The organism is Haematobacter sp. (assembly GCF_032102465.1).
Taxonomy (GTDB): Bacteria; Pseudomonadota; Alphaproteobacteria; order Rhodobacterales; family Rhodobacteraceae; genus Haematobacter.
The window spans coordinates 133888-147407 of sequence record NZ_DAMDHB010000003.1 but is presented as its reverse complement, the minus strand read 5'-3'; the positions used below and the strand labels follow the sequence as shown (position 1 = coordinate 147407).

Here is a 13520-nt window from a genome sequence, read left to right as displayed (position 1 = left end):
CGGATGGATGGGTCCGCCCCTGACGGAACCGCCCGGACCTGCGGGACCGGACGCCCGTTCCAGCGCAACTTGCCCGCTTTACCGAGACTTCAGATCCGCCGTGGGGCGCAGTTCCACCGTCTTTCCGGCAAGCCGCGCGCGATAGATGGGGAGTGCCTCCGCCACGCGCATCACGTAGTTCCGGGTTTCGGTGAACGGGATGCTCTCGATCCAGTCCACCACGTCCACCTCACGTGAACGGGGGTCGCCATAGGTCGCGATCCATTCCCGGACCCGCCCCGGCCCTGCGTTGTAGCTCGCCGCCAGCAACGCCACGGAACCGCCGAACTCCTCCTGCAAATGGGCGAGATAGGCGGCGCCCATCCGCGCGTTGTAGGTCCAGTCGCTGGTGAGCTTCTGCGGCGCGAAGGCCACGCCCAGCTTGCGCGACATCTGCTCGGCGGTGCCGGGCATGACCTGCATCAGCCCGCGCGCGCCGGCGGAGGACACGACGCCCGCGTCGAACTCGCTCTCCCGCCGGGCGATGGACAGGGCCAGAGCCCGCTCCACCGGCAGGTCGAGCCGGGCGAGTTCCATCGTGGGGAAATAGGCGCGCGGCAGCACGATGGAGCGGGAGGCCGCCTCCTTCGCGACCAGAAGCGCGATATTCGGCTCCCCCTTCGCCAGCGCCGCCTCCCCCAGCTGCGCCAATCCGCCCGCATCGAGCGAATCGGCGAGCGCGATGTAGAACCGCTTCGCCTGATCGCGGGCCCCTGCCGCCTGCAAAAGCTCTGCCGCCTGAAACCGCGAATCGCGGGTGAAGGGAGCGCCACGCCAGTCGGGCACCTTGGCCGTTCCTGCCAGATCGGTCTTCATGGGCTGGCCGATCCGCTCCGCCGCGAGCTGGCCATAGAAGCCGGTCTGGAACTCGGCGGCCAGCGCATAGGCCGCTCCGGCGGCCTTGCGATCGCCCGCAGCTTCCGCCGCGCGCCCTTCCCAATAGGCCGCGCGCCCTAGGCTGATGGGAGAGTTCACCGCCGTCCGCACATTGCGGAAATGCGTCATCGCCTGCCGGGGATTGTTGAGCCGCTGCAGCGCGATATAGCCCGCGAGCCATTCGAGATCGGCGTAATCCGCGCCTTTTGTCAGCCCGTGCTGCGAGGCCAGCCGGTAGGCCAGCTTGGTATCGCCCAGCCGCATCTCCCGCCGCGCTAGCAGCGCCCGCCGCTCCGCCCAGATCTCCGGCCTGCCGAGCGAGGCGGGGCTGCGGTCCAGCCCGTCGAGATACAGTGCCGCCTCCTCATACCGGCTCTTGCGCATCCGCCAAGCGAACCGCTCCCAGGCAAGACCCGGGTCCGACTGCGCCCTGTCGGGGACCGCATTGATGAAACCGTCCACCCCCGGCAGATCGCGCCGCAGGGCGATCCGCGCGCGCGCCAGCGCCTGCCAGTTCCCGTTGACCAGCGGCAGCATCCGCTCCGCATCCGTAAACCGTTCGCGCCAGAGCATGTTGTCCAGCCGCTCGACATGATGCTTGGCCAGCAGCGCGGGCCAGGCCGAGATCAGCGCCGCCTGCTCGCTCTCGGTGAGCGGCAGTTCCCGCCAGGCGCGGGTGACGACCGCCGCGGCCTTGTCCGTCTGCCCCTTGGCCTTCCAGGCCGCGCCGAGCGCCAGCGCCCCCTGCCCGGTCAGCGGGCGCTGCGTCCCGAAGAAGCCGATCACCCGGTCCGGGTCGGCGCCCGGCGGAATGGCCGCCTCCCCCCGTCGCCGCACGAGGTCTATCCCCGGCCAGTCGCCGTGCCGCGCCACGAAGGCGGTATAGGCGCCGAAACTCCCTTCCCCCTGCCGGAGCCGGAGCCATTCGATGATGTCCGCCGCGATGGGCCCGGATGTCCGGGCAGAAGCCTGCGCGGCGTCCCAGTCCTGCCGCCCGGCCGCGTCCAGCGCGGCGGCGAGACGGTTCGCCGGACGCTGCTCCGCCGCGGCCTGGGCAAAGGGCGCGGCGAACGAGGCCAGCAGAAAGGCCGCGGCAACGGCGGGGACGAGACGGGACATGTGACGGAACCTGCTTCTTGTTTTGCCGGGAGTGTAGCGATGCGAGAGGCGTCCTCCAACTCACAATAGGGCCAGTTGGCAACCGCTTCCGCGATGATTAAAAGGCGCCCGAAGGAACCGGGCCGGAAGCCCAAGGAGGTGCACGATGTTCAAGGGGTCTCTTCCAGCTCTGGTCACGCCGTTCAAGGACGGAAAGCTTGATCTCGCCACGCTCGAAAGCTTGGTCGAATGGCATATCGCGGAGGGGTCGAGCGGCCTCGTCCCCGTCGGCACCACTGGTGAAAGCCCGACGGTCACGCATGAGGAGCATGGCCGCGTCATCGAGGAGGTCGTGCGCGTCGCCCGTGGCCGCGTGCCGGTGATCGCGGGCGCCGGCTCCAACGCGACGGCGGAGGGGATCGACCTGATCCGCCACGCAGAAGCCGCAGGCGCCACGGCGGCGCTCGTCGTGACTCCCTACTACAACAAGCCCACGCAGGCGGGCATGGTCGCGCATTTCACCGCGATGCACGACGCTTCCTCCCTGCCGATCATCATCTACAACATCCCCGGACGCTCCGTGGTGGACATGATGCCGGAAACGATGGGCGCGCTTGCGAAGTTGCCGCGGATCGTGGGCGTAAAGGACGCGACCGGCCGGATCGAACGGGTGTCGCTCCAGCGGCAGTTCTGCGGGCCGGACTTCATCCAGCTCTCGGGCGAGGATGCGACGGCGCTCGGCTTCAACGCCCATGGCGGCGTTGGCTGCATCTCCGTCACGGCCAATGTCGCCCCCCGGCTCTGCGCCGAGTTTCAGGCGGCAACGCTCGCAGGCGATTACGCCAAGGCGCTGGACTATCAGGACAGGCTGATGCCGCTGCATACCGCGATCTTCCTTGAGCCGGGCGTGGCAGGGGCGAAATACGGCCTGTCGCTGCTCGGGCGCTGCGCGGAGGAGGTGCGCCTGCCGCTCACCCCGCTCACCGAAGGCACCAAGGCCGCGATCCGCGCGGCGATGGAGCATGCGGGGCTTCTCTGAAGCAGGGTGCAGGGCGCATTTCCGCAACGCCATCGGGGGGGTTGACCCCCCGATGCGCGGCAAGTGAGTGGACAGGGCCCTTCCTCTCCCCTATCTGACGGCGATCATGGCCCAGAAATCCGATCCCAACTCCAAGCTCATCGCCGAGAACCGCCGCGCGCGGTTCGACTATTTCATCGAGAGCGACCTCGAAGCCGGTATCATTCTGACGGGGTCGGAGGTGAAATCCCTCCGCCGCGGTCAGTCAAACATCGCGGAAAGCTATGCGAATGTGGAGCAGGGGGAGCTGTGGCTCATCAACTCCTATATCGCGGCCTACAAGGAAGCCGGGATCTTCGGACATGAGGAGCGGCGGCGGCGCAAGCTCCTCGTCTCCCGGCGGGAACTGTCGCGGCTCTGGAACGCCACCGCGCGGGAGGGGATGACCGTGGTTCCCCTGTCGATGTATTTCAATGACCGCGGCATCGTGAAGCTGAAAATCGGCATCGCCAAGGGCAAGAAAGTCGCCGACAAGCGCGAGACCGAAGCCAAGCGCGACTGGAACCGGCAGAAGCAGCGCCTTCTGCGGGATCGGGGCTGACGGAGACATCCGGGCGCCAGCCGGGCCTGTGACCGACGTCCGGCATTTTGCTACTAGGCTGCTGAAAAGTCCTGAAATGTCATGCCTCTGTGCCGGAAATCGGAAAATCGGCCCGCAAACGCCCGGAAGTCTATAGATTTCCGGCTGGATTTCGTCAGATGGCGAACGATTTCCGCTCCAACACTGGCCAAATGCCTTTTTCAGCAGCCTGCTAAGGTGCGACGTCCGCGCGCCAGCGGAGCCTAATCCAGGCGGCGCAAGGAAAGGGCTTCTGCGTGCATGGCCGCAGCGTCGGCGCGCCCGACGGGCCTAATCCGGCCCGCAACGGCTTTGCAGCGCAGCGCCCTCCTGACCACTCTTGCCTGTCCCGCCCTGCGGCGTCATAACCCGCTGCATATAGGGAGAGCGCGATGCAGGACGATCCGAAAACCCTTGTTTCCACCGGTTGGGTCGCGGCGCGGCTGGATGATCCGGCGCTGAAGCTGCTCGACGCCTCGTGGTACATGCCGGCCGACAAGCGCGACCCCGGGGCCGAGTTCGAGGCAGCCCACCTTCCCGGCGCCCGCTTCTTCGATATCGACGCGGTGAGCGATCCGGCCACCCCCCTCCCCCATATGGTGCCGCCTGCGGAGGATTTCGCAGCGGCAGCGGTCGATCTGGGCATCCGCAAGGGCGATCAGGTGGTGGTCTATGATGGTGCGGGCCTGTTTTCCGCCGCGCGGGTCTGGTGGCTGTTCCGGCATATGGGCTTCGACCGGATCGCCGTGATGGACGGTGGCCTGCCGAAGTGGCGGGCGGAAGGGCGGCCCGTGGAAAGCGGTCCCGCGACCGTGGGCGGCGGGAATTTTCAGCCCCGCCCTGAAACCGGTCTTGTCCGCAGCGCCGCCGAGGTTCTGGCAAGCGTTGAGAGCGGCGCGCCGAACATCGCCGATGCACGTGCTGGCGAACGCTTCCGCGGAGAGGTGCCGGAGCCGCGCGCCGGTCTGCGCTCCGGCCATATTCCGGGCGCGCGGAATGTGCCCTTCAAGACATTGCTGAACGCAGACGGCACCATGAAGGAGATCGAGGCGCTCCGCACCGTCTTCGCGGCTGCGGGCATCGACCTTGACCGCCCCGTCATCACCAGCTGCGGCTCTGGCGTGACGGCGGCCGTGTTGAGCCTCGCGCTCGAACGGATCGGCAATCAGGGCCACGCGCTCTATGACGGCTCGTGGACCGAATGGGGCGGCAGGGAAGATCTCCCCGTCGAGAAAGGATGAACCCGTGCTTTCCAATCTGAAACCGCAGCCCGCCGACAAGATCCTCCACATCACGCAGCTTTTCCGCGCCGATCCGCGGGCGGAGAAGGTGGACCTCGGCGTTGGCGTCTACAAGGATGCGACGGGCCATACGCCGGTGATGCGCGCCGTCCGCACGGCGGAGAAGCGGCTGGCGGAGACGCAGCCGACCAAGGCCTATACCGCGCTGGCGGGCGACCCGGCCTATCTGCTGGCGATGGGCGAGCTCGTGCTGGGCGGCGATCGCCCGCTCGACCGGATCGCGGCGGCGGCAACGCCGGGCGGCACCGGAGCGCTGCATCAGGCGCTGGAGCTTGCCCGCGCGGCGACACCGGGGGCTACGCTGTGGATACCTGAACCGACCTGGCCCAACCATCCGTCCATCGCCCGCCATCTGGGTATCGCCCATCGCGGATACCGCTATTTCGACCCGGTCACGGGTGAGGTGGACGAGGCGGGGCTGCTGGCCGATCTCGCGGGCGTGGCGGAGGGCGATATCGTCCTGCTGCACGGCTGCTGCCACAACCCGACGGGCGCCAATCCCACTGCCGCGCTGTGGGATCGCATCGCCGATCTGCTGGTGGAACGGAAGGCCGTCGCGCTGGTCGATATCGCTTATCAGGGCTTCGGCGACGGGATCGAGGAAGACGCGGCGGCGACGCGGCTTCTGGTTTCCCGCCTGCCGGAAGTGCTGGTGGCGGCGAGCTGCTCCAAGAACTTCGGCCTTTATCGCGACCGGGCCGGGATCGTGTTCGCCGTCGCGGCGGACAAGACGGCGCGTGATCTCACGCAGGATAATCTCGCAGCGCTGAACCGGGTGAACTACTCCTTCGCCCCGGATCACGGCGCGCGGATCGTGACGATGATCCTCGAGGATGAGACGCTCCGTGCCGATTGGGAAGCGGAGCTTCGCGACGTGCGGGAGGGGATGCTCGAACTGCGGCAGCAGCTTGCGGCGGCGCTGCGGACGGCGACCAATTCCGAGCGGTTCGACTTCGTCGCCCGCCATCGCGGCATGTTCTCCCGTCTCGGGCTAACGCAAGCGGAGGTGCTGCGGCTGCGGGAGGAGTTTGCCATCTACATGGTGGATGACAGCCGCTTCAACGTGGCCGGGCTCAACGTGGAAAGCGTCCCACGGCTGGCATCCGCCGTCGCAGAAGTGCTGCGCGAGACCACGGTGGCCTGAAGATGACGGTGGCCTGATCCGTTTGCTGCTCAGGTCCGTTCGCTGCTCAGGCGGTCCTGAGCAGCTTCCTTCCCCTGCGGGCGCTGGCGAAATCCTCCAGCGCCTGTCCGAAGGCCTCGAACAGCGGGCGGGAGACGGGATCGTTCGCGGCGTTCCATTCGGGATGCCATTGGACAGACAGCGTAAACCCCGGCGCATCCTTCACGTAAAGCGCTTCCGGCGTGCCGTCCGGGGCATGGCCGTCGATCACGATACGCGCGCCAGGACGGTTGATACCCTGCCCGTGAAGCGTGTTGGTCATCACCTCGTCCGTGCCCATCAGCCGGTGGAACACGCCGCCCTTGGTGAACTTCACGATATGGCGGAGGGCGAACTTCTCCTCCAGCGTGCCGTCGGGGGGCATACGGTGATTCATGCGGCCCGGAAGGTCTCTGATCTCCGGGAAAAGGGAGCCGCCCATGGCGACGTTCACCTCCTGAAATCCCCGGCAGATACCAAGGAAGGGCTGCCCGCGTTCCACGCAGGCCCGTACGAGCGGCAGGGTGATGGCGTCTCGCTCCCGCTCGAAACTGCCATGGGCCTCGGTCGCTTCCTCACCATATTCGGAAGGGTGGACGTTCGGCCGACCACCCGTCAGGAGGAACCCGTCGCAGGCTTCCATCAGATCATCGACGGAGACCAGTCGCGGATCCGCGGGGACCACCAAAGGCACGCCCTGCGACACCAATGCCACAGCCTCACTGTTGATGACGCCACCCGCATGGCCGCGATAACGACCCTCGATATCAAGATAATTGCCGATGATTCCCACAACCGGGCGTGACATGACTTTTCCCCGCTTTTGCGACCAATGTATGAACTCCGGTCGCAAAAAAGAAGCGGTCATCGGCTTCGCGGGCGCCAAAGAACAGTCAACTGCCCGAAACGAAGGCAGAATACACGGGATCAGTTCTGCGGTTGCGGCTCAACGGGCACTGCAGGCTGCGTTACCGTGCCTGCGGGGCCGGACTGGCCGGGAGTTCCGGTCTCGCCGGAGGTCGGCGCGCCGGGCGTCACCGCGCGCTGAGTCGCGGGGGCTGTCTGATCCTGAACCGGCTGGCCTGTCCGGCCGTCGATCTGAACATCGGCTCCGTCGGGGCCGGGTGCCGTGGCCGTGTCCCGGACAAGCCAGAAAAAGATGATACCCACCGCGAATATCACAACCAGCATCATGCCGATCAACGGGCCGCGGTGGCGACGGGTCTGCTTCTCGATATTCGTGTTCGGTGCGGACATGGGTTTCTCCTGCCGTGGCGTCGTTGGACGAGAGGTCCGGCGGACGGGTTGCACGCCTCTCCTTCCCTGCCTAACGTTCTGCTCCCGGGGAGGTTCCCCGCGCCTGCGGAGAGACAGATGAAAGACACCGCGCCGACGCCGGTCTTGCTTAGCGATTACCTGCCGCCCGCGTGGCTCGTCACCCATGTCGAGATGACGTTCCGCCTTTCGCCGCATGCCACGCGCGTCATCTCGCGAATCGCCTTCAGCCCGAACCCGGCGCGGGAGGGGCATCACGACCTCCGGCTGGACGGAGAACACCTGTCGCTGATCGCCGCGCGGATGGACGGCGTGCTGCTCGATGTGACGCCCGATGACCGCGGGCTGACGATTCCGGCGGCGCGGCTGCCGCGGACCGCCTTCCTGTGGGAGTCGGAGGTGGAGATCGCGCCGGCTGCGAACACCGCCCTCGAAGGGCTTTACATGTCGAACGGCATGTATTGCACGCAATGCGAGGCGGAGGGTTTCCGCAAGATCACCTTCTATCCCGACCGTCCCGATGTGATGGCGACCTTCCGCGTACGGATCGAATCGGACATGCCGGTGATGCTGTCGAACGGCAATCCGGTCGCCTCCGGGCCGGGCTGGTCGGAATGGGACGACCCCTGGGCCAAGCCCTCCTATCTCTTCGCCCTCGTCGCGGGTCAGCTTGTCGCGCATCGGAGCAGCTTCACCACCCGCTCAGGGCGGGAGGTCGCGCTGGCCATATGGGTCCGGCCCGGGGATGAGGATCGGTGCGCCTACGCGATGGATGCACTCAAACGCTCCATGGCCTGGGACGAGCGGGTCTATGGCCGTGAATATGATCTGGACGTGTTCAACATCGTCGCGGTCGATGACTTCAACATGGGCGCGATGGAGAACAAGGGGCTGAACATCTTCAACAGCCGCTACGTGCTGGCCAGCCCGGAAACCGCGACGGACACGGATTACGAGAATATTGAGCGCATCATCGCGCATGAGTACTTCCACAACTGGACGGGCAATCGCATCACCTGCCGCGACTGGTTCCAGCTCTGTCTGAAGGAGGGTCTGACCGTCTTTCGCGACCAGCAGTTCTGCCGCGACGAACGGTCGGAGCCGGTGAAGCGGATCGAGGAGGTGATGACCCTGCGCGCCCGCCAGTTCCGGGAGGACAACGGCCCGCTGGCGCATCCGGTGCGCCCCGAAAGCTATGTGGAAATCAACAATTTCTACACCGCCACCGTCTATGAAAAAGGCGCAGAGCTGATCGGGATGCTGCGGCGGCTGGTGGGAGAGGAGGGCTACCGCAAGGCGCTCGACCTCTATTTCGACCGGCTGGACGGGCATGCCGCGACGATTGAGGACTGGCTCGCGGTCTTTACCGAAGCGACGGGGCGGGACCTGACACAGTTCAAGCGCTGGTATTCCGATGCGGGCACCCCCCGGCTGACGGTGAGCGAACGCCATGAGGGCGACCGCTACACCCTGACCTTCGCCCAGCAGACGCCTCCTACCCCCGGCCAGCCCGAGAAACCACCGCGTGTCATTCCGGTGGCCCTGGGCCTGCTGAACCCGAACGGGGACGAAGTGCTGCCGACGACCGTGCTGGAGGTGACGGAGGCGCGGCAGAGCTTCACCTTCGACAATATGCCCACGTGCCCTGTTCCCTCCCTTCTCCGGGGCTTCTCCGCCCCGGTGATTCTGGAACGGGAAACATCGAGCGAGGAGCGGGCCTTCCTGCTTGCGCATGATACCGATCCGTTCAACCGCTGGGATGCGGGCCGCGCGCTGGCCAAGGATGTGCTCGCCCGCATGGTGACGGAGAGCGCGACGCCCGGCCCCGACTATCTCACCGCGCTTGATCGTGTGGCGCGGGATGAGGCGCTTGACCCGGCGTTCCGCGCCCTGGCCCTCCGCCTGCCCTCGCAGGACGACATGGCGCAGACACTTCATGATGCGGGTGTGACCCCGGACCCGGACCGCATACACACCGCGTCGCAGCGGTTGACGCTCGCCGTGGCGGAGGCCCTCGCCCCTACCCTGTCACGGCTTTACGAGGCGATGGACGTGCCCGGCCCCTATACGCCCGACGCGCGGACGGCCGGCTGCCGCGCGCTCCGGCTGACGGCGCTTGGCTTCCTCACCCGGCTCGACGAGGGGCAGCGCGCCGCGCGGCAGTTCGCGGCGGCCGACAACATGACCGAGCAGCTCGGCGCCCTTGCCGCCCTACTGGATATCGGTCGTGGGCAGGAAGAAGTGGGCCGATTCCAGCGGCAATGGGCCGGGGACCGGCTGGTCATGGACAAGTGGTTCAGCCTCCAGCTCGCCCATGCCGCGCCGGGGACAGCCGTGGAACTGGCGCAGACTCTGGCCGCGCGGGCCGATTTCGACTGGAGGGTGCCCAATCGCTTCCGGGCGCTGGTGGGCGCACTGTCAGGCAATCACGCGGCCTTCCATCGGTCGGATGGCGCGGGCTACCGCTTTGTGGCGGACTGGCTTTTGAAGGTGGATCCGCTGAACCCGCAACTGGCCGCGCGCATGTCCACGGCGTTCGAGACATGGCGCCGGTATGACGCGGACCGGCAGGGCCTCGCCCTTGGCGAGATGCAGCGCATGATGGCGACAAGTGGGCTTTCGCGAGACATGCGCGAGATGCTCGGCCGCATGGCCGAATGAACATCCGCCCTGCCGCTCAGGCCGGGCGTTTTCCACTCCTTCCATCCGAACGGGGCAAAAGCGGTATCCCGTTCGCAAGCGACGAGGAACGGGGTCACCCGGTCAGTGGCGACACTTGCCCGTGACATGCGAAAGATTGCGGGGGAATCAGCCCCGCGAGAACGGCAGCGGCCTTTGCGGCCTCAGACCTGACAGTAAGCCTGGGTGCGGGTCCATTTGGAGATCTGGGCGCGTTTTGCCGGATCATGCATCGGACCCCAATCCGATACCACTTCGGCAACGCCAGCCCGATCGGCCTTGCGCGCCGCGATCTTCACCGCGCAGGCGAGATTGCTCGCCCCGTCATAAAGACCGCTCGCCGTCTCCTCACACCCGACGTAACGGGCGGTTGTGGGAGAAATCTGCATCAGACCGAGGTAGCGGCCACCGCCGCCCTTGGCCTCGGGGTTCCACGTGCTCTCATACCGCGCGATGGAGGAGAAAAGCCCGGTCCAGAATGCGCTCCGCTCCTCGGTGGACGCGGTGCGATAACCGGGGCAGAAATCCTCCACATCATCCGGCACGGCGGAAAGCAGGACCGCCCCTTCCGCCTTCAGCGCATTGAGTGTGGATTTTGTCCATTTCGTTGCCTCCGGCCGGTGGTCCCATTGCGCAACCGGGAGTGCCGTGGGCACTTCGACGGATTGGGGCGTGGAACAGGCGGCAAGCGGCAGCATCACCAGCGCCACGAGGAGGAGACTGCGAAAGGACGTGACAGGCATTGGACCGTGGGCGCTGCACCGAACCAGATCGTCCGGCGCGCGGACCCTGCGATGGAACCGGTCCGGCCTGCAACCATTTGAAAATCCTGTCGGCGGTCAACCGCCGACACCCCTGCCACGGTGGCGGATCCCCGCCACCGCCACGGGGTTCAGATATGGGGTCAGGCCGCGCGCTGATGTTTTCCTTCCCTGACTTCCTCGACGATCTTGGCCACGAACGGCTCCAGATCATCGGGGGAGCGGGAGGTGATGATGCCCTGATCGGTAACCACAGCCTCGTCCGCCCAATGACCGCCGGCATTCTTCATGTCCGTCATGATCGACTTGTAGGAGGTCACGTTGCGCCCGCGCACGGCATCGGCCTCCACCAGCATCCACGGCCCGTGACAGATCGCGGCAACGACCTTCCCCTCCCGCACGAAGGCCTTGACCAGATCGACAGCACGCCGGTTGGTGCGCAGTTTATCGGGATTGATGACCCCGCCGGGAAGAACGAGCGCATCGTAATCGCTCTCGGTCACCTCCTCCAGTTCGCGATCGGCCTTGATCTCGTCCGTCCAGTTGCCGTCCTTCCAGCCGCGGATCGCCTTGCCTTCCGGGGTGACGACCTCGACCTGTGCGCCACGGTCACGCAGTTCCTTCAGCGGCACCTCAAGCTCCGATTGCTCGAACCCGTCGGTGGCGAGAATGGCGATGCGGGCTTTCCTGATATCGGTCATCGGGGACTCTCCTTTCGTTGTGTCCCTCTCTAAACGGGCCCTGAAACGAGAAGTTCCCGCACGGGACGGCCTCAACAACCGCTTTTCCCCTTGCACATTTCCCCCGCCTTTCGTGTAACGCGAAGATCCCGAGACCAAGGAGGCCAAGATGCTGGACACAGTCCCCGCCCCGCCCGAACCCAAGGTGATCCACGGCGCGACCGGCGAATGGGAGCTGGTCATCGGGATGGAGATCCATGCGCAGATCGCGTCTGAGGCCAAGCTGTTCTCCGGCGCTTCCACCGGCTTCGGGGCAGAGCCGAACAGCCACGTGAGCTTCATCGACGCGGCGATGCCGGGCATGCTGCCGGTGCTGAACGAATTCTGCATCCGTCAGGCGGTGCTGACCGGCCTCGGCCTCAAGGCGAAAATCAACCTGCGTTCGGCCTTTGACCGGAAGAACTACTTCTACCCGGACCTGCCGCAGGGCTATCAGATCAGCCAGCTCTATCACCCGCTCGTCGGCGAGGGCGAGGTCTGGGTCGAGATGTCCCCCGGCATCGCGCGGCGCGTACGGATCGAGCGTATCCACGTGGAGCAGGACGCGGGCAAATCCATCCATGACATGGATCCGAACATGTCCTTCGTGGACCTGAACCGTACCGGTGTGGCGCTGATGGAGATCGTCTCCCGCCCCGATATCCGCGGGCCGGAGGAGGCAGCCGCCTATGTGGCGAAGCTGCGCCAGATCCTGCGGTATCTGGGCACCTGCGACGGCAACATGCAGAACGGCAACCTGCGCGCGGATGTGAACGTCTCCGTCTGCCGGCCGGGGCAATACGAGAAATATCAGGCAACGCAGGATTTCTCGCATCTCGGCACCCGCTGCGAGATCAAGAACATGAACTCCATGCGCTTCATCCAGCAGGCCATCGACTACGAAGCCCGCCGCCAGATCGCCATTCTGGAAGACGGGGGAAAGGTCGATCAGGAGACCCGTCTCTACGACCCGGACAAGGGCGAGACCCGCTCCATGCGGTCGAAGGAAGAGGCGCACGACTACCGCTACTTCCCCGACCCGGACCTGCTGCCGCTGGAGATCGAGCAGGAATGGGTCGATGACATCGCCGCCGCGATGCCGGAATTGCCCGATGCGAAGAAGGCGCGTTTCATCGCCGATTTCGGCGTGACGGATTACGATGCCGGCGTTCTCACCGCCGAGACGGAGAACGCGGTGTTTTTCGAGGCCGTCGCCTCCGGCCGCGATGGCAAGCAGGCCGCCAACTGGGTGATCAACGAGTTTTTCGGCCGGCTGAACAAGGAGGGGCTGAGCATCTCGGATAGCCCGGTTTCAGCCGCGCAACTCGCCGGGATTCTCGACCTGCTGGCGAATGAGACCATCTCCGGCAAGATCGCCAAGGATCTGTTCGAAATCCTCTGGACCGAAGGCGGTGACCCGGCGGAGATCGTCGAATCGCGGGGAATGAAGCAGGTGACCGACACCGGCGCGATCGAAGCCGCCGTTGACGAGATCATCGCTGCCAACCCGGCGCAGGTGGAAAAGGCCAAACAGAACCCCAAACTGGCGGGCTGGTTCGTCGGACAGGTGATGAAGGCGACCGGCGGCAAGGCCAATCCTGCGGCGGTAAACGCGCTGGTTGCCCAGAAGCTCGGACTCTAGGCCGAACCCGCGGGTCCTGGCCTGCGGGGGCGCTGCCCGGTACCGTTAGCGGCTGCGGGAAACGTCCTGAAGTGTCATGCTTAGGTGCCGGAAATCGGAAAACGGCACGGAAATATATAGATTTCCGGCTGGAATTCGTCAGATGGCGAACGATTTCCGCCCCAATAGAGGCCAAAAAGCCTTTTTCAGCAGCCTGTTAGCGGGCTGCTGAAAACATCCCGGGGGTGCCCTCACGCGGAGATCACCCCGGAAGCCGCAGGTTTTGGCTCATGGCCGGGCCGATTTCCTGTCCTTCAATGGATCTCCGCCTTTATTTATCAGTCTATCAAAG

The 13520-nt window shown here is 65.8% G+C and carries 11 protein-coding genes; 6 read left to right on the top strand and 5 right to left on the bottom strand.

All coding sequences use genetic code 11. The features are described from left to right. Window positions 1-78: 78 nt before the first annotated feature. Complete coding sequence (locus RT513_RS03965) at window positions 79-2034, bottom strand: lytic transglycosylase domain-containing protein (RefSeq protein ID WP_290684809.1); 1956 nt, start codon at window positions 2032-2034, stop codon at window positions 79-81. A 145-nt stretch (window positions 2035-2179) separates the two neighbouring features. Between RT513_RS03965 and dapA the strand changes: the two genes are divergently transcribed. The 4 genes from dapA to RT513_RS03945 all read left to right on the top strand — a co-directional run bounded on the left by dapA (window position 2180) and on the right by RT513_RS03945 (window position 6095). Then, window positions 2180-3052 (top strand): 4-hydroxy-tetrahydrodipicolinate synthase, encoded by an 873-nt coding sequence (dapA, locus tag RT513_RS03960; RefSeq protein ID WP_088214298.1) that lies wholly within the window; start codon window positions 2180-2182, stop codon window positions 3050-3052. Window positions 3053-3158: 106 nt separating this feature from the next. After that, on the top strand, window positions 3159-3632 hold the full coding sequence (gene smpB / locus RT513_RS03955) for an SsrA-binding protein SmpB (protein ID WP_035708467.1): 474 nt from the start codon (window positions 3159-3161) through the stop codon (window positions 3630-3632). A 410-nt stretch (window positions 3633-4042) separates the two neighbouring features. Continuing rightward, window positions 4043-4891: a 3-mercaptopyruvate sulfurtransferase gene (gene sseA / locus RT513_RS03950; RefSeq protein ID WP_290684813.1), complete on the top strand. Its 849-nt coding sequence runs from the start codon at window positions 4043-4045 to the stop codon at window positions 4889-4891. A 4-nt stretch (window positions 4892-4895) separates the two neighbouring features. Beyond that, complete coding sequence (locus RT513_RS03945; protein ID WP_290684815.1) at window positions 4896-6095, top strand: amino acid aminotransferase; 1200 nt, start codon at window positions 4896-4898, stop codon at window positions 6093-6095. Between the two features lie 46 nt (window positions 6096-6141). Here RT513_RS03945 and RT513_RS03940 read toward each other — a convergent pair whose 3' ends face one another. Both RT513_RS03940 and RT513_RS03935 read right to left on the bottom strand, forming a co-directional pair. Continuing rightward, window positions 6142-6921: a gamma-glutamyl-gamma-aminobutyrate hydrolase family protein gene (locus RT513_RS03940; RefSeq protein WP_290684817.1), complete on the bottom strand. Its 780-nt coding sequence runs from the start codon at window positions 6919-6921 to the stop codon at window positions 6142-6144. A gap of 119 nt (window positions 6922-7040) precedes the next feature. After that, window positions 7041-7370 carry a hypothetical protein gene (locus tag RT513_RS03935; protein ID WP_290684819.1) on the bottom strand — a complete coding sequence of 110 codons (330 nt, stop codon included), beginning with the start codon at window positions 7368-7370 and terminating at the stop codon, window positions 7041-7043. A 117-nt stretch (window positions 7371-7487) separates the two neighbouring features. On the opposite strand from RT513_RS03935, the gene pepN reads away from it, so the two are divergent. Then, entirely contained in the window at window positions 7488-10049 is a 2562-nt protein-coding gene (pepN, locus tag RT513_RS03930) for an aminopeptidase N (protein WP_290684821.1), read from the top strand. Window positions 10050-10231: 182 nt separating this feature from the next. Here pepN and RT513_RS03925 read toward each other — a convergent pair whose 3' ends face one another. After that, window positions 10232-10810 carry a lytic transglycosylase domain-containing protein gene (locus tag RT513_RS03925; protein WP_088214292.1) on the bottom strand — a complete coding sequence of 193 codons (579 nt, stop codon included), beginning with the start codon at window positions 10808-10810 and terminating at the stop codon, window positions 10232-10234. A 161-nt stretch (window positions 10811-10971) separates the two neighbouring features. After that, the gene (locus tag RT513_RS03920; RefSeq protein ID WP_290684824.1) at window positions 10972-11529 is read right to left on the bottom strand and encodes a type 1 glutamine amidotransferase domain-containing protein; all 558 of its coding nucleotides are present in this window, start codon (window positions 11527-11529) and stop codon (window positions 10972-10974) included. A 148-nt stretch (window positions 11530-11677) separates the two neighbouring features. Here RT513_RS03920 and gatB point away from each other — a divergent pair, with 148 nt between their 5' ends. Continuing rightward, window positions 11678-13189, top strand: a complete 1512-nt coding sequence (gatB, locus tag RT513_RS03915; protein WP_290684826.1) for an Asp-tRNA(Asn)/Glu-tRNA(Gln) amidotransferase subunit GatB — start codon at window positions 11678-11680, stop codon at window positions 13187-13189. Window positions 13190-13520: the final 331 nt, after the last annotated feature.